At 68.1% G+C, this 24,219-nt stretch carries 21 protein-coding genes; 12 read left to right on the top strand and 9 right to left on the bottom strand.

Features of this window, described 5'->3' with window-relative positions:
* Nucleotides 1-52 precede the first annotated feature (52 nt).
* Both C1931_RS16700 and C1931_RS16695 read left to right on the top strand, forming a co-directional pair.
* A complete protein-coding gene (locus tag C1931_RS16700; protein WP_108754113.1) occupies nt 53-829 on the top strand; it encodes an AMP nucleosidase in 777 nt (258 codons plus the stop codon).
* A 44-nt stretch (nt 830-873) separates the two neighbouring features.
* On the top strand, nt 874-1,413 hold the full coding sequence (locus C1931_RS16695; protein ID WP_108750569.1) for a DUF924 family protein: 540 nt from the start codon (nt 874-876) through the stop codon (nt 1,411-1,413).
* Between the two features lie 110 nt (nt 1,414-1,523).
* Here C1931_RS16695 and grxD read toward each other — a convergent pair whose 3' ends face one another.
* Nucleotides 1,524-2,450, bottom strand: a complete 927-nt coding sequence (gene grxD, locus C1931_RS16690) for a Grx4 family monothiol glutaredoxin (protein WP_108754112.1) — start codon at nt 2,448-2,450, stop codon at nt 1,524-1,526.
* A gap of 59 nt (nt 2,451-2,509) precedes the next feature.
* Here grxD and C1931_RS16685 point away from each other — a divergent pair, with 59 nt between their 5' ends.
* The gene (locus C1931_RS16685; RefSeq protein WP_108757125.1) at nt 2,510-3,289 is read left to right on the top strand and encodes a polysaccharide deacetylase family protein; all 780 of its coding nucleotides are present in this window, start codon (nt 2,510-2,512) and stop codon (nt 3,287-3,289) included.
* A gap of 102 nt (nt 3,290-3,391) precedes the next feature.
* On the opposite strand, the gene C1931_RS16680 is transcribed toward C1931_RS16685, so the two are convergent.
* From C1931_RS16680 to C1931_RS16670, 3 genes are read right to left on the bottom strand one after another with little or no spacing between them, the layout of a single operon-like run.
* Nucleotides 3,392-4,102 carry a class I SAM-dependent methyltransferase gene (locus C1931_RS16680; protein ID WP_108757124.1) on the bottom strand — a complete coding sequence of 237 codons (711 nt, stop codon included), beginning with the start codon at nt 4,100-4,102 and terminating at the stop codon, nt 3,392-3,394.
* A 4-nt stretch (nt 4,103-4,106) separates the two neighbouring features.
* Nucleotides 4,107-4,724, bottom strand: a complete 618-nt coding sequence (locus tag C1931_RS16675) for an SGNH/GDSL hydrolase family protein (RefSeq protein ID WP_108757123.1) — start codon at nt 4,722-4,724, stop codon at nt 4,107-4,109.
* Between the two features lie 3 nt (nt 4,725-4,727).
* Entirely contained in the window at nt 4,728-6,002 is a 1,275-nt protein-coding gene (locus C1931_RS16670) for a pyridoxal phosphate-dependent aminotransferase (RefSeq protein WP_026347275.1), read from the bottom strand.
* 111 nt (nt 6,003-6,113) lie between these two features.
* On the opposite strand from C1931_RS16670, the gene rsgA reads away from it, so the two are divergent.
* The 4 genes from rsgA to C1931_RS16650 all read left to right on the top strand — a co-directional run bounded on the left by rsgA (nt 6,114) and on the right by C1931_RS16650 (nt 12,546).
* A complete protein-coding gene (gene rsgA, locus C1931_RS16665; protein WP_199913887.1) occupies nt 6,114-7,214 on the top strand; it encodes a ribosome small subunit-dependent GTPase A in 1,101 nt (366 codons plus the stop codon).
* 192 nt (nt 7,215-7,406) lie between these two features.
* Nucleotides 7,407-8,660: a flavohemoglobin expression-modulating QEGLA motif protein gene (locus tag C1931_RS16660; RefSeq protein WP_108757121.1), complete on the top strand. Its 1,254-nt coding sequence runs from the start codon at nt 7,407-7,409 to the stop codon at nt 8,658-8,660.
* A 445-nt stretch (nt 8,661-9,105) separates the two neighbouring features.
* Entirely contained in the window at nt 9,106-11,397 is a 2,292-nt protein-coding gene (locus C1931_RS16655) for a TonB-dependent receptor (protein WP_108757120.1), read from the top strand.
* 153 nt (nt 11,398-11,550) lie between these two features.
* Nucleotides 11,551-12,546, top strand: a complete 996-nt coding sequence (locus tag C1931_RS16650) for a DUF4274 domain-containing protein (RefSeq protein WP_108757119.1) — start codon at nt 11,551-11,553, stop codon at nt 12,544-12,546.
* Nucleotides 12,547-12,653: 107 nt separating this feature from the next.
* Here the strand turns inward: C1931_RS16650 and phbB are convergent, their stop codons facing one another.
* The 3 genes from phbB to C1931_RS16635 are packed head-to-tail and all read right to left on the bottom strand — an operon-like array spanning nt 12,654 to nt 15,942.
* Complete coding sequence (gene phbB, locus C1931_RS16645; RefSeq protein WP_108757118.1) at nt 12,654-13,394, bottom strand: acetoacetyl-CoA reductase; 741 nt, start codon at nt 13,392-13,394, stop codon at nt 12,654-12,656.
* A gap of 25 nt (nt 13,395-13,419) precedes the next feature.
* On the bottom strand, nt 13,420-14,748 hold the full coding sequence (locus C1931_RS16640) for a CitMHS family transporter (protein WP_108754875.1): 1,329 nt from the start codon (nt 14,746-14,748) through the stop codon (nt 13,420-13,422).
* A gap of 57 nt (nt 14,749-14,805) precedes the next feature.
* Nucleotides 14,806-15,942 (bottom strand): porin, encoded by a 1,137-nt coding sequence (locus tag C1931_RS16635; RefSeq protein ID WP_108754874.1) that lies wholly within the window; start codon nt 15,940-15,942, stop codon nt 14,806-14,808.
* 272 nt (nt 15,943-16,214) lie between these two features.
* Between C1931_RS16635 and C1931_RS16630 the strand changes: the two genes are divergently transcribed.
* From C1931_RS16630 to C1931_RS16610, 5 genes are read left to right on the top strand one after another with little or no spacing between them, the layout of a single operon-like run.
* A complete protein-coding gene (locus C1931_RS16630) occupies nt 16,215-16,904 on the top strand; it encodes a response regulator transcription factor (protein WP_108751623.1) in 690 nt (229 codons plus the stop codon).
* Nucleotides 16,897-18,282 (top strand): sensor histidine kinase, encoded by a 1,386-nt coding sequence (locus C1931_RS16625; RefSeq protein ID WP_108757117.1) that lies wholly within the window; start codon nt 16,897-16,899, stop codon nt 18,280-18,282. The genes C1931_RS16630 and C1931_RS16625 overlap by 8 nt, the downstream gene beginning before the upstream one ends.
* Nucleotides 18,279-19,334 (top strand): ABC transporter substrate-binding protein, encoded by a 1,056-nt coding sequence (locus C1931_RS16620; protein ID WP_108757116.1) that lies wholly within the window; start codon nt 18,279-18,281, stop codon nt 19,332-19,334. The genes C1931_RS16625 and C1931_RS16620 overlap by 4 nt, the downstream gene beginning before the upstream one ends.
* Nucleotides 19,335-19,394: 60 nt before the next feature.
* Nucleotides 19,395-20,042: a response regulator transcription factor gene (locus tag C1931_RS16615; protein WP_108754101.1), complete on the top strand. Its 648-nt coding sequence runs from the start codon at nt 19,395-19,397 to the stop codon at nt 20,040-20,042.
* Between the two features lie 3 nt (nt 20,043-20,045).
* Entirely contained in the window at nt 20,046-20,498 is a 453-nt protein-coding gene (locus tag C1931_RS16610; protein ID WP_108757115.1) for a DUF695 domain-containing protein, read from the top strand.
* Nucleotides 20,499-20,596: 98 nt separating this feature from the next.
* Here C1931_RS16610 and C1931_RS16605 read toward each other — a convergent pair whose 3' ends face one another.
* Nucleotides 20,597-21,433, bottom strand: a complete 837-nt coding sequence (locus C1931_RS16605) for an ankyrin repeat domain-containing protein (protein WP_199913886.1) — start codon at nt 21,431-21,433, stop codon at nt 20,597-20,599.
* 64 nt (nt 21,434-21,497) lie between these two features.
* A complete protein-coding gene (locus tag C1931_RS16600; RefSeq protein ID WP_108757114.1) occupies nt 21,498-24,146 on the bottom strand; it encodes a PAS-domain containing protein in 2,649 nt (882 codons plus the stop codon).
* Nucleotides 24,147-24,219: the final 73 nt, after the last annotated feature.

Here is a 24,219-nt window from a genome sequence, read left to right as displayed (position 1 = left end):
GGGCAGGTGCAGCGTTGCCTACAATGGCCCCCCCTGCAGCACCGGACCGGGCATGAAGAGCAAACAGGAAATCGTCGACAACTGGCTGCCACGCTATACCGGCGTGCCGCTGGACCAGTTTGGCGAGCACATCCTGCTGACCAACTTCGGCGGCTACCTGCATACCTTTTCCGAACTGACCGGGGCGCCCATCGTCGGCCTGGACCGGCCCATGGCCAGTGCCACCATCGATGGCATCACCCTGATCAACTTCGGCATGGGCAGCCCGAACGCGGCCATCATCATGGACCTGCTGTCGGCGGTGATGCCCAAGGCGGTGCTGTTCCTGGGCAAGTGTGGCGGCCTGAAGCGCAAGAACGCGCTGGGCGACCTGGTGCTGCCGATCGCCGCCATCCGTGGCGAAGGCACCTCGGGCGACTACCTGCCGCCGGAAGTGCCGGCCTTGCCGGCCTTTGCCCTGCAGCGTGCGGTGTCCACCATGATCCGCGACCTGGGCCACGACTACTGGACCGGCACGGTGTACACCACCAACCGCCGGGTCTGGGAACACGACGAGGCCTTCAAGGAACGGCTGCGGGCCATGCGCTGCATGGCCATCGACATGGAAACGGCCACTGTGTTCGCCGCCGGCTTTGCCAACCACATTCCCAGCGGCGCCCTGCTGCTGGTGTCCGACCAGCCGATGATCCCGGACGGGGTGAAGACCGAGGCCTCCGATGCCAAGGTCAGCTCCCAGTTCGTGGAAAACCATATCCAGATCGGCATCGAGGCGCTTAAGCTTATCCGGCGCAACGGCAAGTCGGTCCGCCACCTGCGCTTTGACGAATGATTGATGACGGCCTGGCGCGGCGCGCGGGGCCCTGGGAGTAGGTGATGGACGTTGCCGCGCAAGTGGTGGAATTCTGGAGCGAGGCCGGCCCGGCCAAGTGGTTCGCGCGCGACGATGCGTTCGACGCGCGTTTCCGCGAACGCTTCCTGGACGAGCATTACGCCGCCGCGGCGCGTGGCCGCGAACACTGGCTGGGCAGTGCCGAAGGCGCGCTGGCGCTGATGCTGCTGCTGGACCAGTTCCCGCGCAACTGCTTCCGCGGTACCGCCCATTCCTATGCCACCGATGGCCTGGCCCGGCACTACGCCATGCGTGCCATCGAAGAAGGCCTGGACCTGCAGCTGGTGCCCAAGCTGCGCGCCTTCATCTACCTGCCGTTCGAGCATTCCGAAGATCCGTTCGACCAGGATCGTTCGGTGGCCATGTTCGACGTGCTGGGCGACAAGGAATACCTGCAGTACGCCGAACTGCACCGCGACATCATCCGCCGCTTCGGCCGCTTCCCGCACCGCAACGCCGTGCTGGGGCGCATTCCCAGCCCGGAAGAGCTGGACTACCTGGCCGAAGGTGGCTTCGCGGGGTAGACCCACGCCCTGCGTGGATGCAAAAAAAACGCCGGCAGATGCCGGCGTTTTCTGTGCTGGGGTCAGAGCCCTTTCCGCAGGAAAGGGCTCTGACCCCGTGCCGGCGCCGATCAGTACTTCGGCACGCCGTTGTCCACTTCGTCCGACCAGGCATCGATGCCGCCGGTCACGTTGAACACCTTGGTGAAGCCCAGGGTGCGGAACTGTTCGGCAGCCTGCGCGCTGCGGCCACCGTGGTGGCACAGGAAGGCCAGCGCGGTGTCCTTGGGCAGGGCTTCCAGCTCGGCGCGGCCGTTGCCATCGAAGCTCTTGAACGGCACGCCCACCGCGGCGATCGCGCGTTCGTCGGCCGGGCGCACGTCCACCAGGGTCACGTTGCCGGCGCGCACCAGATCGTCGGCGTCGCGCACGCTGATTTCCTGCACCGGCTTGGGCGCATTCGGGTTGTCGATGGCCAGGCCCTTGCCGCGGATATCGTCCACCCAGTCGATGGTGATGCCGTCGGCGCGGCGCGCGCTGGACAGATCGAACTGCACGCGCAGGCCGTTGGATTCGGCAGCGATGGCGCTGTCGTCATGCGGGGCCAGCTGGAAGTTCGGCTGGAAGCGCGCATCGATGGTCAGCTGCAGCGAGGCGCCGGGGGCATCGGCCAGCGCGCCCTTCAGCATTTCCACAGCGGCCGGGGTCACGGTGATGCGCGGCGGCGTGCGGTCCGGTGCGGCCAGGCCCAGCACGCTGCTCAGTTCGCCGCTGGCGGCCATCTGCAGCACGATGTCGCTGCCGCCGACCAGTTCGCCGTCGATGTACAGCTGCGGGATGGTCGGCCAGTCGCCGTAGGCCTTGATGCCTTCACGGATCTCCTGGTCGGCCAGCACGTTCACGTGGGCGAAATCCACGCCCAGATCCTGCAGGGCGCCCACGGCCTTGGCCGAGAAACCGCACTGCGGCATGGACGGCTGGCCCTTCATGAACAGCACGACGCGGTTGGCGTTGAGGAGGGATTCGATGCGCGAACGCAGGGCGGGATCGAGGGACATGGCAGTCGTGGTCCGGGAAATTCGAATCGCTCATTCTACGCCCCATGGCATCATGGGGCATGACCAACGCAGGAACATTGCATCGCATCCCGTCCCGGCCCTGGCGCTGGCTGCCCTGGCTGGTGGCGTCGCAGCTGGCCGTGATCCTGCTGTGGTGGTGGGCCGGCTGGGTGTGGGGGTTGCCGTTGATGGTGGCCAGCCACGCGCTGTTCCTGGTGCCGGTGTTCCTGCCCAACAGCCGCTTCTACGCACCGGTGCTCGACCGCCTGCCGGCCACCGGCAACAGCGTCTGGCTGACCATCGACGACGGCCCCAGCGCCGAGACCCCGGCCGTGCTGGACCTGTTGGATCGCCACCAGGCCAGGGCCACGTTCTTCCTGGTGGGCGAACGCGCATTGGCGCATCCAGCCCTGGTGGCCGAGATCCTGCGCCGCGGCCACGACCTGGGCAACCACAGCCACACCCACCCGCAGACCCGTTTCTGGCGGCTGGGCCCGGCGGCGATGCGGGCCGAGATCGAGGCCTGCCACCATGCCCTGCAGGCGGTCGACGGCCGGCCCGTGCGCTGGTACCGCTCGGTGGTCGGCATGACCAACCCCTTCGTGGCCCCCGCGTTGAAGGCGCTGGGTCTGGTGCGGGTAGGCTGGAGCGCGCGCGGCTTCGACGGCGTGGGCTGCACCCCCGACGGCGTGCTGGCGCGCCTGCTGCCCGATCTGCAGCCCGGTGCCATCGTGCTGCTGCATGAAGGCGCCGCGCACGGGCACAACCTGGCCATCATCGAACGGGTGCTGCAGGTGTTGGACGAGCGTGGCCTGAAGGCCGAACTGCCGGCCGGGTAACGCACTCGCCGGAAATCCGCGCGTGCCGCCGAACACCCGGTAGCGCCGGGCCATGCCCGGCGAGCGCAGCGGCCCGCAGGTAATCCGCCGGGCAGGGCCCGGCTAGCGCTGGGCCACCAGCAGCCAACTGTTGAACGGTGTGCGCCCATGCAGCGGACGCACCTGGCCGACCTGCAGGCCGCAGTCGGCCAGGGTGGCGCGCAACTGCGCCGGGTCCGGGTAGTGTCGCGGGCGCGTGCCCATCCAGCCCACCAGCCAGGCCAGCCGGTCGGCCACCCGGGTGGTACGGTCGCGGCGGTCGCCGGTCGCCAGTGGCGTGCGCAGCAGCAATCGCGCACCGGGGGCCACGCGCGCGCTGGCGGCCTTCAGCAGCTGCAACTGCGGCTGCGCATCCAGATACTGCAGCACGTCCAGCAGCAGCACGTGGCCGTGTTGTGCCGGCAAGGGGGCCTGCACATCCAGGCAATCGAACTGCGCATCGGCAAGGCCGGCGCCGGCGCGCTGGGCACGGGCGATCTTGGCGGCGTCCACATCCACACCCAGATACGGTGCGCGGCGGCCACGCTGGCGCAGCACATGGGCGAACAGGCCCAGCCCGCAGCCCAGATCCAGCAGCGGCTGGCCATCATCGGGCAGGTGCTGCAGCACCCCGTCGTACAGCGGATCGCTGCCCAGCTTGCCGCGGGTGTAGTAATAATCGCGGCGGTTGCCCCAGGCCTGCGCAGGCCGGAAGGCTTCGGCAATCGCCCGCGCCTGTGCGGCATCGAGCGGTGAACAGTGCAGCGGTGTGCCGTTCCGTGGCGTGCCGTCCATGGGTTCAGTCGGCTCCAGCCAGCATGCGCGTGGCCACCGGCAGTGCCCGCGCGCTCCACAGCGCATACATCGCCGCCGAAGGGTGCAGCCCGTCATCGGCAATCATCGCCGGGTCGTGGCCGTGCGCACGGCTGATGTCGGTGATATCCACGAACGCCACGCCGTGGGCTGCACAGATCGCGGCAGCGGCCGCATTGAAGGCATCGGTCTGCGCGGCTACCTGGGCCAGGTCGCGGCCACTGCCGGCGCCGAACGGGGTCACGCCCCAATCGGGGAAGGCCAGCACCAGCACGCGCTCGGCGCGCCCGCCGGCAAAGCCGATCGCGCGCTGCAGAAGGGCTTGGAACTGCACGCGGTACTCGTCCAGCGCGCGGCCCCGGTACTGGTTGTTCACCCCGATCAGCAGGCTGACGAAGTCAAACGGACCCTGCGGCGCGGCCGCATCGATGCCCGCATCCAGTTCGTCGGTGGTCCAGCCGGTGGTCGCGATGGTCTGTGGTTCGGCCAGTGCCACGCCCTCGGCCCGCAGCGCGGCGGCCAACCGGTGCGGCCAGCGGCCATCAACGTCCACCGCTTCGCCGATCGTGTACGAATCGCCCAGCGCCAGGTAATGCAGCGCCACGGCTCAGGCCACCGAACGGCGTGGCTTCAGCGGCACGACCTTGGTGGCGTCCTCGGCGCGGCGGGCCAGCACCCGGTCGATGCGTGCGAATACATCGCGCATCACCGAGGCTTCCGGCAGCAGGGTCACGCGGAAGTGGTGGCGGTAGGGCACGTTGAAGCTGGAGCCCGGTACCACCAGCACGCCTTCGTTGTTCATCAGGTCCAGGGCGAAGGTGTGGTCGTCGAAGCCCTTGGCGGCGGCGCCGACCACGGCCGGGAACGCGTACAGCGCGCCGGCCGGGGCAACCAGCGACAGGTGTTCGCTGGCCTCGCAGGCCTCGATCACCGCACGCCGGGTTTCATACAGACGACCGCCGGGGGCGCACAGCTCGGAAATCGTGTCCGGGCCGTTCACCGCCGCGTCGATCGCGTACTGGCCCGGCACGTTGGCGCACAGGCGCAGCGCGCTGAGCAGGTCCAGCGCGGCGCGGAAGTCACCCAGGCGCGCATCGTCGCCGCTCAGGTGTGCCCAGCCCACGCGCCAGCCACAGGCACGGTGCACCTTGCTCAGACCGCTGAAAGTCAGGCAGGGGTGGTCGCCGGCCAGCGGCGCGACCGGCTGGAACACCGCGTCGTCGTACAGGATCTGGTCGTAGATCTCATCGACCAGCAGCAGCAGGTTGTGGCGGCGCGCGATCTCGACCACGCGCTCCAGCAGTTCGCGCGGGTAGCTGGCGCCGCTGGGGTTGTTCGGGTTGATTAGCACGATGGCACGGGTGCGCGAAGACACCAGCGTCTCGATCTCGGTCGGGTCGGGCTGGAAGCCGTTTTCCGGCGCGCAGCGGTAGTACACCGGGCGGCCGTCGTTGAGGATGGCCGCGGCCGACCACAGCGGGTAGTCCGGCGAGGGCACCAGCACTTCATCGCCCGGGTTCAACAGTGCGCGCAGCGACAGGTCGATCAGTTCGCTCACGCCGTTGCCGACGAACACGCGGTCCGGATGCGCATCGGGCGCACCGCGGCGCGCATACGCGGCGGCAATGGCTTCGCGCGCGACCGGCAGGCCCTGCTGGTGGGTGTAGGGGTCGGTACGGCCCATGTCATCGGCAATCGCGCGCTGCAGGTGCTCGGGCGCACGGAAACCGAAGTTGCCGGGGTTGCCGATGTTCAGCTTGATCAGCTTGCGGCCCTGCGCTTCCAGCTCCCGCGCTCGCCGGGCCAGTTCTCCGCGGATTTCGTAGCGCACTTCGGAAAGGCGCTCGCGGATGGCCAGGGGCTTGGGCGAGGGGGTGGACATGGGGGCTGGGCCGTCGTAAGGCATGGGGCTTCCATCCTACCGGAATTGGTGCAGCGCATGGCAAGGGCGCAGGCCCCGCCGTTGCTGGGCTGGCCGGGTAGAATGGCGGCGATGACCCAGACCCCCGATTTCACCGCCCTGCAGACCATCGGCTGGCCCTGGCCGGGCCCGCCGCAGCAGGCCGACTGGCAGGCCGCCATGGCCGCGCACCCGCAGGCCCGCCCGGCGCGGGTGATCGAACAGCACCGCACCCACTACGTGGTGGCCGATGGCCCGGACGCGTCGATCAAGGCCGAATCGCTGCCGGAATGGCAGCGCCCGCGTTTCCCCAGCCATGAACGACCGGCGGTCGGTGACTGGGTGCTGCTGGACGGCATCCGCATCGTCGCCCTGCTGCCGCGGCGTACCGCGATCAAGCGCGGTGCCGCCGGCGAGCATTACCACCAGCAGGTGATTGCGGCCAACATCGATACGGTGTTCATCGTCTGTGGGCTGGATGCCGACTTCAATCCGCGCCGCATCGAACGCTACCTGCTGCTGGTCGGCGGCGGTGGTGCCGAACCGGTGGTGGTACTGACCAAGGCCGACCAGACCGAATACAGCGAAGATGCGCTGGCGGTGCTGGAAGAGCTGGAAATGCAGGGCATTGCCCTGCACGCGATCAATGGCCTGGATGCCGACAGCGTGGCCGTGCTGCAGCCGTGGCTGGGGCCGGGCCGCACGGTGGTGCTGGTGGGGTCGTCGGGGGCGGGCAAGTCCACCCTGACCAACACCCTGCTGGGCGAGCAGCGCATGAGGACCAATGCGGTGCGCGCCAACGATTCGCGCGGCCGCCATACCACCACCCACCGCGCGCTGATGCCGCTGCCGACCGGCGCCTGCCTGATCGATACCCCTGGCATGCGCGAGCTGAAGCCGACCGGCGAAGAGACGCTGTCCGAGGGAGGCTTTGCCGATATCGAAGCGCTGGCCGAACAGTGCCGCTTCAATGACTGCAAACACCAGCAGGAACCGGGCTGTGCAGTGCGCGCGGCGATCGATGCCGGCGAAATTGAAGAAAGCCGCCTGCTGAACTACTTCAAGTTGAAGGAAGAAGTCGCCGCAGCCGCAGCGAAGCTGGCCGTGCGCCAGGCCGAGACCGCGCAGGAACGCGGCGGCAAGAAGGGCAAGGGCCAGCAGTTCCGCCCGGCCAGCAAACCGCGCCGGCGCTGATCGCGCGCGGCGGGGTCGGATCCCATTGCACCGCAATGGGCTCTGACCCCGGCAATGAACCTGTCCGCAGCCCGTCTTCGGCGCGTGCCACCAAGGTTGGCACCTACCGGGGGTCCACCTTTGCCTGCTTTTGGTAGGTGCCAACCTTGGTTGGCACGAACCAAAGCAAGGGCAGGGCGCTATAGTCCGCCCATGGAACCCACCACAATGCTGGACCCCGATGTGGCCCACCATGCCGCGCTCGATGCGCGCCTGGTCGAGGCTGTCGGCGGCATCCGCCTGCTGGGGCTCACCAGTTGGCCGGCCACCGCGCAGGCGCCGTTCCTGGCCAGCGTGGCACGTGGCCAACCGGTGCTGCCGCAGGTCGATTACCCACGGCTGGATTTCAGCGAAGAACGCCGTGCCCTGGAAGCCATCGCCAGTGCATGCGACGACAGCCATCCGTTGGGGCACTACGTGCGCCAGTCCGCGCAGAGCTGGGACCTGGCCGCGCAGCTGCTGGAAGGATTGGGCACCGCCACCGTTGACCGCTGTTCGGTGCAGCTGTTCGGCGCACCCGAGCAGCCGTTGCCGGGCAACGGCCCCAGCACGCGCGAAGCGGCGCGGCACTTCATCCAGATCGCCGCGGAACTGGACCACGAACTGCTGGCCCCGGAAGAACAGGTGCCGGTGTCGGCCATCGCGCTGCAGCTGCAGCTGCAGAACGATCTGGACGCCTTCTTCGAATCGCGCATCATCCAGGTGCAGCTGGACCCGGATCTGGTGTCGAAGGCCGCGGCCGGTCCGACCCGCATCCGTCTGCGCACCACCGCGCGTTTCAGCGCCTACGACCGCGCGCAGCTGTTCCACCACGAAGCGCTGGTGCATTCGCTCACCGCGTTGAACGGGCGCGAGCAACCAGTACTGCCCAGCCTGGGCCTGTCCTCGCCACGGGTGACCGCTACCCAGGAAGGCCTGGCCACGTTTGCCGAACAGATCACCGGCAGCATCGATATCGAGCGGCTGAAGCGCATCAGCCTGCGCACCGAGGCCATCGCGATGGCACGCGAAGGCGCGGATTTCATCGAGGTCTACCGCTACTTCTGCGATGCCGGGCAGAACCCGGAAGAAAGTTTCGCCTCGGCCCAGCGCGTGTTCCGCGGCGTACCGCCCAGCGGCGGCCTGGCCTTCACCAAGGACACCGTGTACCTGCGCGGCCTGGTGTCGGTCCACACCTTCTTCCGCCACATGCTGGCCCAGGATCGCCTGCAGGTCTGCCGCTGGTTGTTCGCCGGCAAGATGAGCCTGACCGACGCCATCGCCTTTGCACCGCTGTTTGAAGCCGGCGTACTGAAGCCCCCACGCTGGCTGCCGCACTGGGTCAGCCGCGCCAACGGCCTGGCCGGCATGCTGGCGTTCTCGCTGTTCGCCAACCGCATCCGCATGGACCAGCTGGCCCCAGAGTAAATGGCGTACGACAGCAGTAGATCCACGCCATGCGTGGATGAATCCGTCAAACATCGATAAACAACATGGGGTCGGAGCCCGTTGCCACGCAACGGGATCCGACCCCGTGCCCTCCCGGCAGATCGCGGAAATCTGTCGAAGGCGGGGTGGGTCCGGTTGCGGGGGCGTGAGCCGCATGGATGCGGCGACCGAGCTTACATGGACGTATTTACGGCGTCCCCCGCAACCGGACCCACCCCGCCCTCCCACGGAATGCACGCTTTTGACGTTGCAGTGAGCAGGTGCAGGGCGGCAGCCCTGCCGACACACCCACCCCCACAAACGAGACGCGCGTCACCGCCCGCAGCACGCGCGCCACTTCGTAAACAACCTTTCATCTTCCATTCGCATAGTGGCGGCGCGCCGCGCGCAGACGCGCCGGTCTTCCCCCATGCAATGGACTCACATGCAGACCCGATACCTGACGATCGCCGTGGCGATCGCGCTTTCCGCCGCCGCCAGCACCCATGCCGCCGAAACCACCGACGCCAGCACCGATGCCGCGCTGAGCGCGCAGACGCTGGACACCGTCTCGGTGATCGGCCAGGGCGAAACCCGCCAGGTGCAGCGCATCACCGCCGTCGACAAGCAGGTGCTGCCGCCGGGCACGAGCGGCCAGAAGATCCTCGACCGCCTGCCGGGCGTATCTGTGCAATCCAACGATGCGTTCGGCGCCAATGAAGAATCGCAGACCATCAGCCTGCGCGGATTCGACAAGAGCCGCCTGGGCTACACGCTCGATGGCATTCCACTGGGCGACAACAGCTACGGCAACTACAACGGCCTGAGCATTGCCCGCGCGATCATTGCCGAAAACCTGGCCGGCGCTGAACTGTCGCAGGGCATCGGCTCGCTGGGCGTGGCCTCCACCAGCAACCTGGGCGGCACCATCCAGTACTTCTCGATGGATCCGTCCACCGATTTCGGCGGACGCGCCAGCGTCACGGTCGGTGACAACAACCAGCGCCGCGGCTACCTGCGCGTGGATACCGGCGACATCAACGGCTTCTCGGCCTACGTGTCCGGCGTGCACCAGGACCAGGACATGTGGGCCGCGCCGTACCAGAACCAGACCACCCGCCAGTTCAATGCCAAGGCGGTATGGAACGTCGGCGACCATCGCTTCGGTGCGTTCGTGGCGACCTCGCGCGCCAGCCAGGCCAACTATGCCTACCTGTCCAAGGACATGCTGGCGCGTGGCCTGGGCTGGGACTGGAACATCTACGCACCGGACTGGGACCGCGCAGTGGCCGCAGCCTACTGCGCGCCGGGCACCCGTGACCCGGCCAAGTGTGCCTTCAGCGGCGGCGTCAACAGCATCGACGATGCCTACTACCAGAGCCGCGCGCTGCGCGATGACAACCTGTACTCGGTCGATGCCGACCTGCGCCTGGGCGAGCAGGGCCGCCTGAAGCTGATGGCCTACCACCACGACAACCGTGGCCAGGGCCACTGGTGGGCGCCGGGCCAGCCGTCCTACCCGGGCACCGACCGCATGCTGCCGATCTCGATCCGCAGCACCAACTACACCATCAACCGCGATGGCCTGACCGCCGCGCTGTCGTGGACGGTCGGTATCCACGAGCTGGAAGCCGGCCTGTGGTACGAGCAGAACGACCACAATGTGTCGCGCAATTTCTACTACATCAGCGGGCCGTTCCTGGACGATCTGTATCTGCAGAATCCCGACCGCCTGCTGTTCAACCAGGACTTCGACATCCGCACGCAGCAGTTCTACGTGCAGGACCGCATGCGCTTCCTCGACCAGCGCCTGACCGTGGACGTGGGCCTGAAGAGCCCGAACACCCGCATGCGCGCCACCGCGAAGGGCGGCGTGGAAACCAGCATCGCCTCGGGCACGCTCACCGCCAAGGAATCGGTGCTGCCGCAGCTGGGCGTGGGCTTCAAGCTCAACGCCAACAACGAGCTGTTCGCTTCGTACGCGGAAAACATCGCCGCGTTCGTGGGCGGTGGCAGCGGCGGCCCGCTGCAGGTGTCGCCGGAATCGTTCGCGGCCAGCGCCGGCCTGGAGCCGGAAAAGTCCAAGAGTCTGGAAGCCGGCTTCCGCACGTTCGGTGAGAAGTACCAGGCCTCCATCGCCGCCTACAACGTGAAGTTCGACAACCGCCTGCTGTCGCTGAACCCGTGCTCGAGCATCGAAGTCGGCACGCGCCCCGAGTGCGTGACGCGCTTCATCAACGTCGGTTCGGTGAAGAGCCATGGCGCCGAGCTGACCTTCATCCTCAAGCCCATCGACGGTCTGCAGTGGTACAACGCGCTGTCCTGGAACAAGACCACCTACGAGGACGACTACACCTCGGGCGGTGCGATCGTACCGGTGGCCGGCAAGATCACCGTGGACACGCCGCAGCGCATGGCGTCCAGTGAGATCAGCTGGAACCGTGATGGCTTCTTCGCCAGCCTGCGCGCCAAGTACACCGGCAAGCGCTACTACACCTACACCAACGACCAGTCGGTGCCGGGCGTGACCACCTTCGATGCCGGCGCCGGCTATGACTTCGGCCCGGGTCTGGGCCTGCGCAACGTGCGTGTTTCCTTGAACGCCACCAACCTGACCAACAAGCGCTACGCCGGCCAGTTGAGTTCGTTCGCCCCCACCGACCCGAACGGCACGCGCTACGCGATCCACGCCAGCGCACCGCGCCAGGTGTTCATGACCGTCGCCGCCGAGTTCTGATGCGATGGGGTCAGAGCCCTTTCGCGCGCGAAAGGGATCTGACCCCGATTCGGGGCATGGGCGGGGTCGGATCCCTTTCGCCTGCGAAAGGGCTCTGACCCCGGTGCAAGGTGCCGCTAGACTGCACGCGCCCCTGAGCCACGGAAGCCCCACGTGACCGCCGACGACTACCACGCGTCCTGCAGCCGCCTGCTGCAGGACTACCTGCACACCGCTTCGCCCGAACAACGCCACATCTACGTGGCACGGCGCAACTACGACGACAGCCCCGACGTGCTGGCCTGGCTGGCAGAGCAACACGATCTGGACCGTGCCACGGCACTGCTGATGCACGCATCGCTGGGCGCCGGCCGGTTCGCCCAGTACGCAGGCGTCAGCGAGGTGCCTGGCCACGAGCAGGCGGCGTACGCGCTGGCCCGTCGCATCGAGCAGCGGTGTCTCGATGGCTTCTACGCCGACCATGGGCTGGACTTCGATCCGTTTGCCGAAGCGGTCGATGATGCGTACGACGATGGCCTGCCGTTGCCGATCGCGCAGCAGCTGCACGATCTGGCCGCGGCGTTTGAACCCGAACGCGGCCCGGCACTCGGTGATGCCACCGCAGGCGAGGTCGATATCTGGGCGGAGGTGGTGCCTCCAGCACTCTCACCCGTAGCAACCGCGTCGGATCCGGGCTGGCCGTTGCTCGCTTCGTTCCTGCAACACGCCACGCCGCAGCAACGCCACCAGCTGATGCTGTTCGCCGACACCCACACGCTGTCCGATGCGCTGCAATGGCTGCTTGAACAGCCGTCGTTGGCCGCATCCAGCGCACTGGCGCTGTACTGGAACCTGGGGGCGGCCTGGTACGTGCCGTTTGCCACGGTCGACGATGTGCCTGCATCGCACCGGCACACCGCCGCGGTGCTGCGCGGCATCGAACAACGGCTGGCCGGGGGCGGCTACGCCGACCAGGGCCTGGGCTTCGACCTGGCACAGAACCGGCCGCGTTTCCCGGCCCGTTGGCCCGGCCGGCCGGTGCTGCGCGCGATTCCCGAGGCGATGTGGTTGCCGCGCGACGGCCAGATCGTGCAGGAGTCCGACGAGGTGGATTTCATCTCCGGCCTGCCGGAGGAGGTGGCTGGCGCACTCGCGCAGGCGCGCGGGTAGACCGCAGAGCGCATCGGGGTCAGATCCCTTTCGCGCGCGAAAGGGCGCTGACCCCAGGGATGACCGAGCATCCACGCACGGCGTGGATCTACTGCTACGCGCGGGGGTCAACCCATGTACAAGCCACCGTTGACCGCGTAATCGGCGCCGGTCACGTACGAAGCCTCGTCCGATGCCAGCCAGCCCACCAGCCCGGCCACTTCCTCCGGGCGGCCCAGGCGGCGCACCGGCACCGACGCGGCCAGCCGGTCCAGTACATCCGGCGGGAAGCTGCTGATCGCCTGGCTGGCGATGTAGCCGGGCGACAAGGTGTTCACGGTCACACCGCGCGAGGCCACTTCGGCGGCCAACGCCCGGCTGAAACCGTGCATGGCGGCCTTGGCCGTGGCGTAGTTCACCTGGCCGATCTGCCCCTTGTGGGCGCTGACCGAACCGATGTTGATGATGCGGCCCCAGCCGCGCGTGGCCATGCCATCGACCACCTGCTTGGTCAGGTTGAACAGCGCGTTGAGGTTGGAGGCGATCACCGCGTTCCAGTCCTCCACGGTCATCTGCCGGAACAGCAGGTCACGGCTGCCGCCGGAATTGTTCACCAGCACATCGATCTCGCCCACTTCCGCGCGTACCTTGGCAAACGCAGCGCTGGTGGAGGCCCAATCGGTGGCGTTGCCTTCCGAGGCGATGAAATCAAAGCCCTGTTCGCGCTGTTCGCGCAGCCAGTTTGCCTTGCGCGGCGAATTCGGTGCGCAACCAGCCACCACGGTGTGGCCGGAACGGGCCAGGCCCTGGCAGATGGCAGTACCCACGCTGCCCATGCCGCTGGTGACGTAAGCAATTCGAAGCGTCATTGCAGAGAACTCCCTGGTACGTGGATCAGGCGGCGAGGGGATACAGGGCAAACAGCAGGCCACCGGCCATCAGCAGCAGCGAAATGGCGATCGCCCACTTCAGCGTGAACTTCTGGTGGTCGGCGAATTCAACCTTGGCCAGGCCCACCAGCAGGTAGGTGGACGGCACCAGCGGGCTGAGCAGGTGCACCGGCTGCCCGGCCAGCGATGCGCGGGCCATTTCCACCGGGGTGATGCCGTAGTTGCCAGCGGCCTCGGACAGGATCGGCAGCACGCCGAAGTAGAAGGCGTCGTTGGACATGAAGAAGGTGAACGGCATCGAGGCCAGCGCGGTGATCACCGCCAGGTACGGGCCCCAGGCATCGGGAATGATCGCCAGGAAGCTGTGCGACATCGCCTCGACCATGCCGGTGTTGTTCAGGATGCCGGTGAAGATGCCTGCCGCGAAGATCAGCGATACCACCGACAGCACGTTGCCGGCATGGTTGACCACGCGGCGGCGCTGCTCGGCCAGGTTCGGGTAGTTGATGACCAGGGCGATGGCGAAGCCGACCATGAACAGCACCGGCATCGGCAGCACGCCGATGATCAGCGCGGTCATCAGCGCCAGGGTCAAGGCCAGGTTCACCCACAGCAGCTTGGGCCGCTTGATGTCTTCGGCGTCTTCCACCGACGGCAGCGCGGTGTTGTCGTCGGAGACGGTGCTGTCCATCCAGCTGCCGCCCTGCGGCAGGGTGACCACGCCCAGCCGGCGGCGTTCCTTCATGCCCAGGTACCAGGCCAGCACCAGCACACCGGCGCAGGCGATCACCATCGACGGAATGAGCGGCACGAACACATCGGCCGGGTCCACGTGCAGCGCGGTGGCGGCACGTGCGGTGGGCCCGCCCCACGGGGTCAGGTTCATCACGCCGCCGGCCAGGATGGTCACGCAGGTCATATTCAGCGCGCTCATGCCCAGACGCTGGTACAGCGGCAGCATGGCCGACACGGTGATCATGTAGGTGGTCGAGCCATCGCCATCGAGCGAGATCAGCATGGCCAGCACCGCGGTGCCGAGCACGATCTTCATCGGATCGCCCTTCACGAAGCGCAGGATCACCCGCACCAGCGGATCGAACAGGCCCGCATCGATCATCACCCCGAAGTACAGGATGGCGAACATCAGCATCACGCCGGTGGGCGCGATCTTCTTGATGCCTTCCAGCATCATTTCGTCGATGTTGGCGCCGAAGCCGCCCAGCAGGGCGAAGATGATCGGAATGGTGATCAGGGCGACCAGCGGCGACAGTCGTTTGCTCATGATCAAGTACATGAACGTAATGACCATGCCAAAGCCGAGGATGCTCAGCATCATCTGCGGACTCCTAGTGAAGACAGGACGTGGGGAAGGGGAGGGGAAGGGGGAGGCTTAGAAGTCGAACTGCAGGCGGCCGGTGACCGCGCGCGTGCGGTCCACCGTGATGCCGGCCAGGCGGTCGCGGTTGCGGCTTTCGATCACGTTCAACATGAAGCGCAGGTTGTCGCGCAGGTACCAGTTGCCGCCCAGCGTCCACGCCTCGGTGCTGCCGCGGCGCAGGTCCGGCGCGCCATCCAGGTGCTGTGCGCCCCACATCTGGTCGTAGCGCAGCGCCACTTCGAACGCGCCGGCCTTGTGGCGGATGTCCTTCACCCGGGCGAAGCGGCCGGTCTTGCGGTCGTAGGCGCGGCTTTCGCCGGTCACGAACCAGCTCAGCATGCCGTAGGCCGCCATCACGTCGCCGCGCTGCGCACCGTCATCGAACGTGGCGCCACTGAATTCGCCCTGCCAGGACAGTGGACCGCGCACCTGCGCGTACTCCAGCGACCACTTGTTGACGTCGGTATCGCGTCCGGCGGAGAAGTCGACCAGGGTCAGGCGGCTTTCATCGGACAGGTGCCCGGCCGGGCGCGGGCGGATCTTCAGCCCCGGTGCACCGCTTGCGCCAGGGTTGTCGTAGGCCTCGCGGGCCAGCGACAGGCCCAGGTGCAGCACGTCACCATCGCGGGGGGCCGGGGCCCAGGTCACGCGGCCACCGGCGGCGCGGCCCTTCACCTGCCAGGCGTCGATGCTTTCCAGGCTGTAGACGCTGGCCGCCCAGGTGAAATCGCCCGGATTGGCCTGCCAGGACGCGCCCAGGCGGTACAGCGGCGCCAGCGTGGTGCCGGCGTTGCCACGCTCCAGGAAGCTGCCGTAGTTGGACCCGGTGCGGTCGTCCAGCGAGAAGTACTGCTTGAACTGGCCCACCGTCAGGCGCCCGGCGCTGCCGAAGCCGCGGCTCAGGTAGACGTCCTTGGCCTCCACGCGGTCGCCGGAAAAGTCCGCTTCCATCTTGTAATCGACCACGAAGAACTTGCCCGACACATCCAGCCAGGCGCGGCGTACTTCGGTGTCGTCCTTGTTCGGGGTGCCACGGTCGTCGTTGTCGAACGTGGCGAAATCCAGGTGCAGGCGGCCGCCGACGGTGGCGGTGACCGGCCGGTCGTCCTCGGCAAAGGCCGGCGCGGCCAGCGCAGCCAGGGCCATCATGGCGGCGGGGCGCTGCCAGGCAAACTTCAGTTCCACAAACCCTCCCAGGTGCGCGCCAGGCGCGCGGCAATCGTGGGCACCGGATGGTGCGCGGCCGCAGTCTGGGTTGCGGTAGCTGTCATCGTCCTGTCAGCGGTTTGTGCGGTGCAGCGTAAACGCGGCCGCCGCGCCCCCGGTAGCGCCGGGCCATGCCCGGCGGAATGCACCCGCCACACGCCATCGCGCCGCACGCGGTAGCATTCGCTTCCCCCCGCGTCCCTCTGTTCCCGCCGATGCGCCTGCTGCTGGTCGAAGACAACCCGGACCTGGCCGATGCCATCATCCGCCGCATGCGCCGCAGCGGGCATGCCGTGGACTGGCAGGCCGACGGCCTGGCCGCCGCCAGCGTGCTGCGCTACCAGAGCTTCGATCTGGTGGTGCTGGATATCGGCCTGCCCAAACTGGATGGCCTGCGCGTGCTGGCCGGCATGCGCGAACGCGGTGACAGCACCCCGGTGCTGATGCTGACCGCGCGCGATGGCATCGAAGACCGCGTACAGGCGCTCGACGTGGGCGCCGACGACTACCTGGGCAAACCCTTCGATTTCCGCGAATTCGAAGCGCGTTGCCGCGTGCTGCTGCGTCGCGCGCGCGGCCAGGCAAGCGAAGTGGTGCAGGTGGGCGGCTTCCAGTTCGACAACGCCGCCCATCGCGTCACCCTGGACGGGGAACCGATCGAACTGCCCAATCGCGAATACCGCCTGCTGGAAATCCTGGTGGGCCGCATGGGCCAGGTGGTGGGCAAGGACGAGATCGGCAACGGCCTGTTCGGCTTCGATGACGAGGCCGGCCCGAACGCCATCGAGCTCTACGTGGGGCGCCTGCGCAGGAAGCTGGCCGACGCACCGGTGCGCATCACCACCGTGCGCGGCGTGGGCTATCTGCTGGAACCCACCGACGGCGGCAATGACGGCGATGGCTGAGCGGCGCGCCACGGCGCCGGGTTCCCTGCGGCGCACGCTGCTGCTGTATCTGGGCGGATTGCTGGCGGTATTCGCGGTGGCGCTGTTGTTCGCCGCGCGCGACTACGGCCAGCGCGCCGCCAACCGTTCCTACGATCACCTGCTGGTGTCCTCGGCGCTGTCGATTGCCGATTCGGTGGCGCTGGTCGATGGCCAATGGCAGGTGGACCTGCCCTATGCCGCGCTGGACCTGCTGTCGATGGCCGCCGAGGACCGCGTGTTCTACCGGCTGACCGACAGCCGCGGCAACCTGATCACCGGCTACGGCGACCTGCCGTCGCCGCCGCGCCGCCCGGGCCTGCAGCCGCAGTTGTTCGATGCCGCTTACAGCGGCGAGACCGTGCGCTTCGTGGTGGTCAGCCGCAGTTTCGCGGCGGCGTCTGCGCAGGGCGATGTGCAGGTGCAGGTGGGGCAGACCCGGCGTGCGCGCGAAGCGCTGGCGCAGGACATGGTCAACCGCGCCCTGCTGGCCATCGGCGTGTTGTCCGGCCTGCTGCTGGCCCTGGTGGCCTTCGGCGTACACCGTGCGTTCCGCCCGCTGGTACGGGTGGAGCGCGAGTTGTCGCGGCGCGAGCCGTCCGACCTGAAACCGCTGGATGCGCGCGTACCGCGCGAAATGGACCAGATGGTCGCAGCGTTGAACCGCTTCATGGAGCGGCTGTCCAGCAGCAACGAAACGCTGCGCGCGTTCATGGCCGAGGCCGCGCACCAGATGCGCACGCCGTTGGCAGCGCTGCGCGCGCAGGCGCAATTGGCGCTGGACGATGATGATCCGCAGGACATGCGCCGCAGCCTGCTTGCGATCGAACGCAATGCCACCCACATGAGCCGCCTGCTGAACCAGCTGCTGAGCGATGCCAGCGTGATCCATCGTTCCCACCTGCAGCGCTTTGCGGCCGTGGACCTGGCCGAGACCGTGCACCAGGCCCTGCATGAAGCGCTGCCGCAGGCGGGGCCGGCGCCACGCGTGCAGTTGGCCATGACCGCCGAACCGGTGCAGGTACAGGGCGATGCGCTGCTGCTGCGCGAGGCCATCAAGAATCTGGTCGACAACGCACTGAAGTACGGTGGCGACGGCGCGCTGCAGATCGCGCTGACCGTGGAAGGCGGGCAGGCCGTGCTGACCATTGCCGACCATGGCCCCGGTATCGCCGCAGCCGATGCCGGACGCGTGTTCGAACGCTTTGCGCGTGGCGAGGGCGCGGCGGCCGGCGGCGCCGGCCTGGGCCTGGCCATCGTCAAGCGCGTGGTGGACAGCCACAACGGCCACATCGACCTCAGCAACCGCCCCCAGGGCGGCCTGGTGGCCACCATCCGCCTGCCCCGGAGTACCGCATGATCCGCCTGTTCGCCGCCGCGCTGACGCTGTTGTTGGCCGCCCCCGTACTGGCTGCGCCCGGCGATGTACGGCGCTTTCCCGCGCAGGGCGCGGCGACCGCGCAGCTGCGCATCCACGGCACCACCGATATCGAAGTGTTTGCCGAGGTCATCGCCGATTACCAGCGTCTGCACCCCGGCACCACGGTGGTCTACGAAGACATCATCACCCAGGACCTGTACGCGCGTTACCTGCACGACCGCAGCGGCCCGGATTCGCCGGACCTGCTGATTTCCAGCGGTATGGACCTGCAGACCAAGCTGGTGAACGATGGCCACGCGGTGCCGCACCGCTCGGCGCAGACCGCCGCACTGCCGACCTGGGCGCAGTGGCGCAGCGAGGCCTTCGGCATCAGCTACGAACCGGTGGTGATGGTCTACAACACGCGCGCACTGCCGGCAGCCAAGGCGCCGCGCACGCGCCGGCAACTGCTGGACCTGCTGCGTGCCGAGGGCCTGCCGCTGCGTGGCAAGGTCGGTACCTACGATATCGAACGCAGCAGCGTGGGCTACCTGCTGGCCACCCAGGATGCGCAGCGTGGCAGCATCGCCGGCGCGCTGCTGGGCGCGCTGGGCGACAACGCGGTGGTGCGTGAAGAACGCACCGGCGTGCTGCTGGACCAGGTGGCCAGTGGCCAGTTGTCGCTGGTCTACAACGTGCTGGGCTCGTATGCGCAGGCGCGCATCGATGCCGGCGCGCCGCTGGCCATCGTCGAACCCGAGGATTACACCTTGGTGGTGCTGCGCACGGCAGTGATTCCGCGCACCGGCGCGCACCCGGAAGAGGCCGGGCGCTTCCTCGATTACCTGCTGTCGCCGCGTGGCCAGCAGGTGCTGTCGCGCGAGGCGCGGCTGATGCCGATCGTCACCGGCAACACGCGCAGCGACGATGCGCCGGGCCGCAGCCGGCGCCCGATCCAGCTCGGCCCGGGGCTGCTGGTCTACCTGGATGCGCTGAAGCGCCGCCAGTTCCTGGATGCCTGGCGCAGCAGCGTGGAACCGGCCGGGCGCTGAGCCCGTGGGCGCGCCGGGACACGCCCGGCGGATGCGCGGCAGTGCCCGTACAATGGGCCCATGAGCGAATACACCATCCTGATCGCCGATGACCACCCGCTGCTGCGTTCGGCGGTGGTGCAGTCGTTGCGGCAGAGCCTGCCGCTGGCCCAGGTGCGCGAAGTGGCCAGTGCCGATGCGCTGGCACAGGCGCTGGACGCCCAGCCGGATGTGGACCTGGTGCTGCTGGACCTGACCATGCCCGGCGCGCATGGCTTTTCCGCGCTGCTGCACGTGCGCGGCTCGCACCCGGACATCCCGGTGGTCATCCTGTCTTCCAACGACCACCCGCGGGTGATCCGCCGCGCCCAGCAGTTCGGCGCCGCCGGTTTCATTCCCAAGTCCGCCCCGGCCGAAACCATCGGCGAAGCGGTGCAGGCGGTACTGGACGGCAGCCTGTGGTTCCCGGCGATGGCGCCGGAGCGCAGCGAATCCGACGCCCTGCTGGCCGCACGCCTGGCCCAGCTCACCCCGCAGCAGTTCCGCGTGCTGCTGTGCCTGGCCGATGGCCTGCTGAACAAGCAGATTGCCTACGAACTGGGGCTGGCCGAAAACACCGTGAAAGTGCACGTGACCGCCATCCTGAAGAAGCTCGAATGCCACAGCCGCACCCAGGCCGCCGTGCTGGTGAAGGCGCTGGAGCCGGAAGGCGACGCGGGCGGGATCTGACCGATGCGGGAAACCCCGGTACCGTTCTACACCCTCATCAACACGGTCATCGGCGAGGCACCGGCTGTGGTCGTGGTCAATACGGCGCTGCGCACCGATGCCGTTCGAACCCTGTTCCCCTGGCACCTGCGGATTGGCATCGCCTGCCGGTCGCTGGGCGATAACGGCATGCCCACCCCGGAGGAACTGGAGGTGGTCACGCGCTTGGAAACGCTTATCGATTCAAGCGTCGGAGCGGAGGGCAATGCCGTTTTTCTCGCGCGCATCACCGCCCGGGGCGAGCGCGTGCTGCTGTATCGGGTACATGATCCCGAACAGGCGAATGACCGCCTGCAGCAATTGCTCGCAATGCCCGGGCCGGCGCGGCCATGGGAGTTCCAGATGGAACACGATGTCGATTGGACCCTGGCAGCGCCCGAGCTTGACCTGCCGCTGCAGGATCCCGGAGTCAACTGAACCTCGCAGCGCTGAGCCATGCTCGGCTGCCGCTTCTGTAGAGTCGAGCTTGCTCGACTGGGCGGAAAAGCAGTCGAGCACGCTCGACTCTACGCCCGTCAGGCGCTGAGCGAACGCAGATCGATGCAGGGGCGCATGCGCTCGGTGCCATCCCATTCGGCAGGCAGGCCGACGCTGGCGAAGGCATCGACGATGGCATGGCCGATGCGCTCCATGGCCGCGCTGTCGGGCGGGCCCCAGAAACCAATCGACAGATCGCTGGTGCGCTTGGCGCGCTTCATGTCATCGCCGGAATAGAAGCAGAAACCCTTCAGGCCTGCTTCTGTTCCACCACGACGCCAGAACAGTTCATTGGTGTCGTCGGCAGCGTCGTCGCGGGTATCGCCGCATCCGCGGGTGGTGACGATGCCTGCCGCTTCCAGAATGGCAAACGCGTCCTTGATCTTCGCCTGTGCCAGTTTCCATGCCGCAGCGGACATCTTCCGGTCCGGTTTGCGCACGACCACCGGGGGAACGGCGTGGCCGGTCAGGGCGGACAGCAGAGATTTCACCTGCCGCGACCAGGCGTTTTCCACGATGTGGTTGCCATGCGCGTCGCGGACATCCGGCTGTGCGCCGGCGTCCACCAGCAGTTGCACCGCTTCGGGGCCGTCCGGCGAGAACTCTGCCGCCAGGAACAACGCCGTGCGTCCACCCGCGCCGACGTGCTCCAGCGGACTGCCGGCATCGATCAGCAGACGCAGCGTGGCGAGCGTGTGTTCCATCGGCGCGCGGTCCTGGCTGGATGCGGCCCGCTCCAGCGCGGTAAAGCCAAAGGCATCCACCGCGTGTACATCTGCGCTGGCGGCGAGAAAGGCCGCCGTGGCCTGCGTGTCGGCGGCCCATGCGGCGGCAAACAGATCAGCGGGGCGCTCGGCCTTGGGGGATTTCGGCACGATCCATCCTTAAAACGTTGCAATGACCGCCGATTCTAGGCGAAGCAGTCGAGCAAGCTCGACGCTACCCGCGGTGGCGCAGCAGCAGCTGGGTCATCAATGCGCGCAGGGCCGGGGGCCGCACTGGCTTGGGCAGGAAGCCCCAGCCCTGTTCTGCGGCATGTGCCTTCAGGGCTTCATCGCGTTCGGCGGTCACCAGGATCACCGGTGGCCGCGCCTGCCACAGTCTGCACAGCGCTTCGTACAGGTCCGGGCCGTGCCACTGGCCCATGCGCACGTCCAGCAACAGCAGCTGCGGCACGTTCAGCGCGCTGGCGATTTCCAGCGCGCCCTGCGGGCCGTCGGCCAGTTCCACGTTGCAGCCCCAGCGCTCCAGCAGGGCGCGGGTGGCGGCGCAGACGCGCGGGTCATCGTCGATGCTCCACACCCGGCACTGGCGCAGCGGGCTGTCGTCGGTCAGCTCGGCGGCCACCACCGGCGCGGGCGTCGGCACCGCCACGTCTTCGGCCTGCCCCAGCGGCACGCTTACCGCGAACACGCTGCCCTTGCCCAGGGTGGAGCGCAGGCTGATGCGGTGGCCCAGCAGGCGGCCGATACGTTCAACGATGGCCAGGCCCAGGCCGGCGCCGCGTTCCTGTTCCACGCCGTCGTTCAAGCGGCGGAATTCCTCGAAGATCTCACCCTGCAGGCTTTCCGGAATGCCCGGGCCCTGGTCGTGCACTTCGATGCGCAGATGGTCGCCCACGCGCCGGCAGCCGATCAGCACGCGCCCGCGCGGGGTGTAGCGCAGCGCGTTGGACAGGAAGTTCTGCAGGATGCGGCGCAGCAGTGCTTCATCGCTGACCACCACCGCGCGCGTATCCACCCAGTCCAGGTGCAGGCCACGGCTCTGCGCGGCCATGCCGAATTCACGGGCCAGGGTTTCCAGTAGCGGCGACAGCGCGAACGCGCGTACCCGCGTCTGCAGCGCACGCGATTCCAGCCGCGAAATGTCCAGCAGGCTGTTGAGGATGGCGTCCTGTGCGGCCAGGGCCGCATCCACGTGTTCGCTCAGTTCGCGTGCATCACCGCTCAAGCGGCCGCGCAGCACCGACACGAACATGCGCGCGGCATTCAACGGCTGCAGCAGGTCATGCACGGCCGAGGCCACGAAGCGGGTCTTGTAGCGGTTGGCCTGCTCGGCCTCGCGGCGCGCTTCGTCCAGATCGTGGGTGCGCTCGGCCACGCGGTGTTCCAGCGCGTCGGCCAGCGAGCGCAGCTCGCGCGCAGCGTTCTTGTAGCTGGTGATGTCCGCGTAGCTGGTGACGAAGCCGCCGTCGGGCAGGGGATTGCCGCGGATTTCAAGCACGGTGCCGTCGTCCTTCTCGCTTTCGCGCATGTGCGGGCGGCCACTGCGCAGGTGGTTCAGGCGGCGCTCGATGGCCTCGTCGATCGGCCCCGGGCCGAGCAGGCCGCGGCGCGCATTGAAGCGGAACAGTTCTTCGATCGGCCGGCCCACCCGCACCAGCCCCGCCGGGAAGCGGAACAGTTCGACGTAGCGCGAATTCCAGGCCACCAGGCGCTGCTCGCGGTCGATCACCACCACGCCCTGCGGCAGGTGTTCCAGGCTGCGGCTGAGCCCACTGTCGGCATCGGTGGCCGCCTGCAGCAGGCCATCCTGGGCGGTGCGCAGTTCCTGCGCGTGCTGCTTCAGCAGCGTTTCCAGTTCGCGGCGGCTGCGCTGGCGGTGCTTGGACAGGCGCCGGCGCTGCTGCACGAACAGCACCAGGAAGCCCAGCGCCAGCCAGGCGGCGGCACCGGCAATGGCTGCGCCGCGACCGGCGCTGCCGGCGGCACTGGCATCGTGCAGCAGGTGCAGGCTCCAGTCTTCGTCCTCCAGCGCCAGGCTCTGCCACAGCATCGGCGTGGCCAGCGCCGGGTCCAGCAGGCGCACCATGCGCCCGCCATCGGCCAGTACGTCTTCGGTGCGTACCCGCAGCGGTTGCAGGGAACGGTCGGCGTACTGGCGCGCGGCCAGCATTTCGCGGCGCTCGCTGGCACCCAGCGGGCGCAGCAGGCGGTAGCGCCAGGCATCGCGGTTGGCCAGGAACACCACGTCGTGGTTGTCGCTGGCCAGCACCACGTCGGGGCTGCTCAGCCATTCCTGTTCCAGCGCCGACAGCTCGATCTTGATCACGATCACGCCGATGCGCTGGCCCTGTGCATCCACGATCGCTTCGGACATGAAGTAGCCCGGCACGTTGGTGGTCATGCCGATGCCGTAGAAGCGGCCGCGGCCGTGGGCCATTGCCTGTTGGTAGTAGGGCCGGTAGCTGTAGTCCTCGCCCACGTTGCTGGCCGGTTCGCTCCAGTTGCTGGCGGCCACGGCCACGCCGTCGCGGCCGACCAGGGTGAGCGTGGAAGTACGGGTGACCTGGTTGGCGCGTTGCAGCTTCAGGTTCAAGCGCTGCCGCTCGGCGGCCGACAGCGGCGACTGCAGGGCCTGCAGCAGGTCCGGGTCCAGCGCCATCACCTGCGGCAATGTGCCGAAGCGGTCGATGCGCTGTTGCAGGCCCTGCCCATACAACTGCAGCTGGCGCTGCACCTGGGCGCTTTCGGTGGCCAGCGCGCGGCGCCAGGCGTAGTGGCCGGCCGCGACCGCGCACAGCACGGTACCGCCGATCATCACCAGCAGGGTCAGCAACAGCAGGCGGTGGCGGCTGAGCCAGTACATGGCGGCAGTCTACGCAGGGGCGGCGGGCGTGGGGAGCACGCCCGCCGCAGGCACTGTGGAAGGAAGTGCCGGA

The organism is Stenotrophomonas sp. YAU14A_MKIMI4_1, from assembly GCF_003086855.1.
Taxonomy (GTDB): Bacteria; Pseudomonadota; Gammaproteobacteria; order Xanthomonadales; family Xanthomonadaceae; genus Stenotrophomonas.
Note: the sequence above shows the minus strand (reverse complement) of the source record. Positions and strands in the feature narration are given on the sequence as shown.

Coding starts and splice junctions, on each gene's coding strand:
- C1931_RS16655 (WP_108757120.1), top strand. CDS start 9,106: ATGCAGACCCGATACCTGACGATCGCCGTGGCGATCGCGCTTTCCGCC.
- C1931_RS16685 (WP_108757125.1), top strand. CDS start 2,510: ATGACCAACGCAGGAACATTGCATCGCATCCCGTCCCGGCCCTGGCGC.
- C1931_RS16640 (WP_108754875.1), bottom strand. CDS start 14,748: ATGCTGAGCATCCTCGGCTTTGGCATGGTCATTACGTTCATGTACTTG.
- C1931_RS16695 (WP_108750569.1), top strand. CDS start 874: ATGGACGTTGCCGCGCAAGTGGTGGAATTCTGGAGCGAGGCCGGCCCG.
- C1931_RS16600 (WP_108757114.1), bottom strand. CDS start 24,146: ATGTACTGGCTCAGCCGCCACCGCCTGCTGTTGCTGACCCTGCTGGTG.
- rsgA (WP_199913887.1), top strand. CDS start 6,114: ATGACCCAGACCCCCGATTTCACCGCCCTGCAGACCATCGGCTGGCCC.
- C1931_RS16630 (WP_108751623.1), top strand. CDS start 16,215: ATGCGCCTGCTGCTGGTCGAAGACAACCCGGACCTGGCCGATGCCATC.
- C1931_RS16620 (WP_108757116.1), top strand. CDS start 18,279: ATGATCCGCCTGTTCGCCGCCGCGCTGACGCTGTTGTTGGCCGCCCCC.
- C1931_RS16610 (WP_108757115.1), top strand. CDS start 20,046: ATGCGGGAAACCCCGGTACCGTTCTACACCCTCATCAACACGGTCATC.
- C1931_RS16635 (WP_108754874.1), bottom strand. CDS start 15,942: ATGATGGCCCTGGCTGCGCTGGCCGCGCCGGCCTTTGCCGAGGACGAC.
- grxD (WP_108754112.1), bottom strand. CDS start 2,450: ATGTCCCTCGATCCCGCCCTGCGTTCGCGCATCGAATCCCTCCTCAAC.
- C1931_RS16670 (WP_026347275.1), bottom strand. CDS start 6,002: ATGTCCACCCCCTCGCCCAAGCCCCTGGCCATCCGCGAGCGCCTTTCC.
- C1931_RS16625 (WP_108757117.1), top strand. CDS start 16,897: ATGGCTGAGCGGCGCGCCACGGCGCCGGGTTCCCTGCGGCGCACGCTG.
- C1931_RS16680 (WP_108757124.1), bottom strand. CDS start 4,102: ATGGACGGCACGCCACGGAACGGCACACCGCTGCACTGTTCACCGCTC.
- C1931_RS16660 (WP_108757121.1), top strand. CDS start 7,407: ATGGAACCCACCACAATGCTGGACCCCGATGTGGCCCACCATGCCGCG.
- C1931_RS16615 (WP_108754101.1), top strand. CDS start 19,395: ATGAGCGAATACACCATCCTGATCGCCGATGACCACCCGCTGCTGCGT.
- phbB (WP_108757118.1), bottom strand. CDS start 13,394: ATGACGCTTCGAATTGCTTACGTCACCAGCGGCATGGGCAGCGTGGGT.
- C1931_RS16700 (WP_108754113.1), top strand. CDS start 53: ATGAAGAGCAAACAGGAAATCGTCGACAACTGGCTGCCACGCTATACC.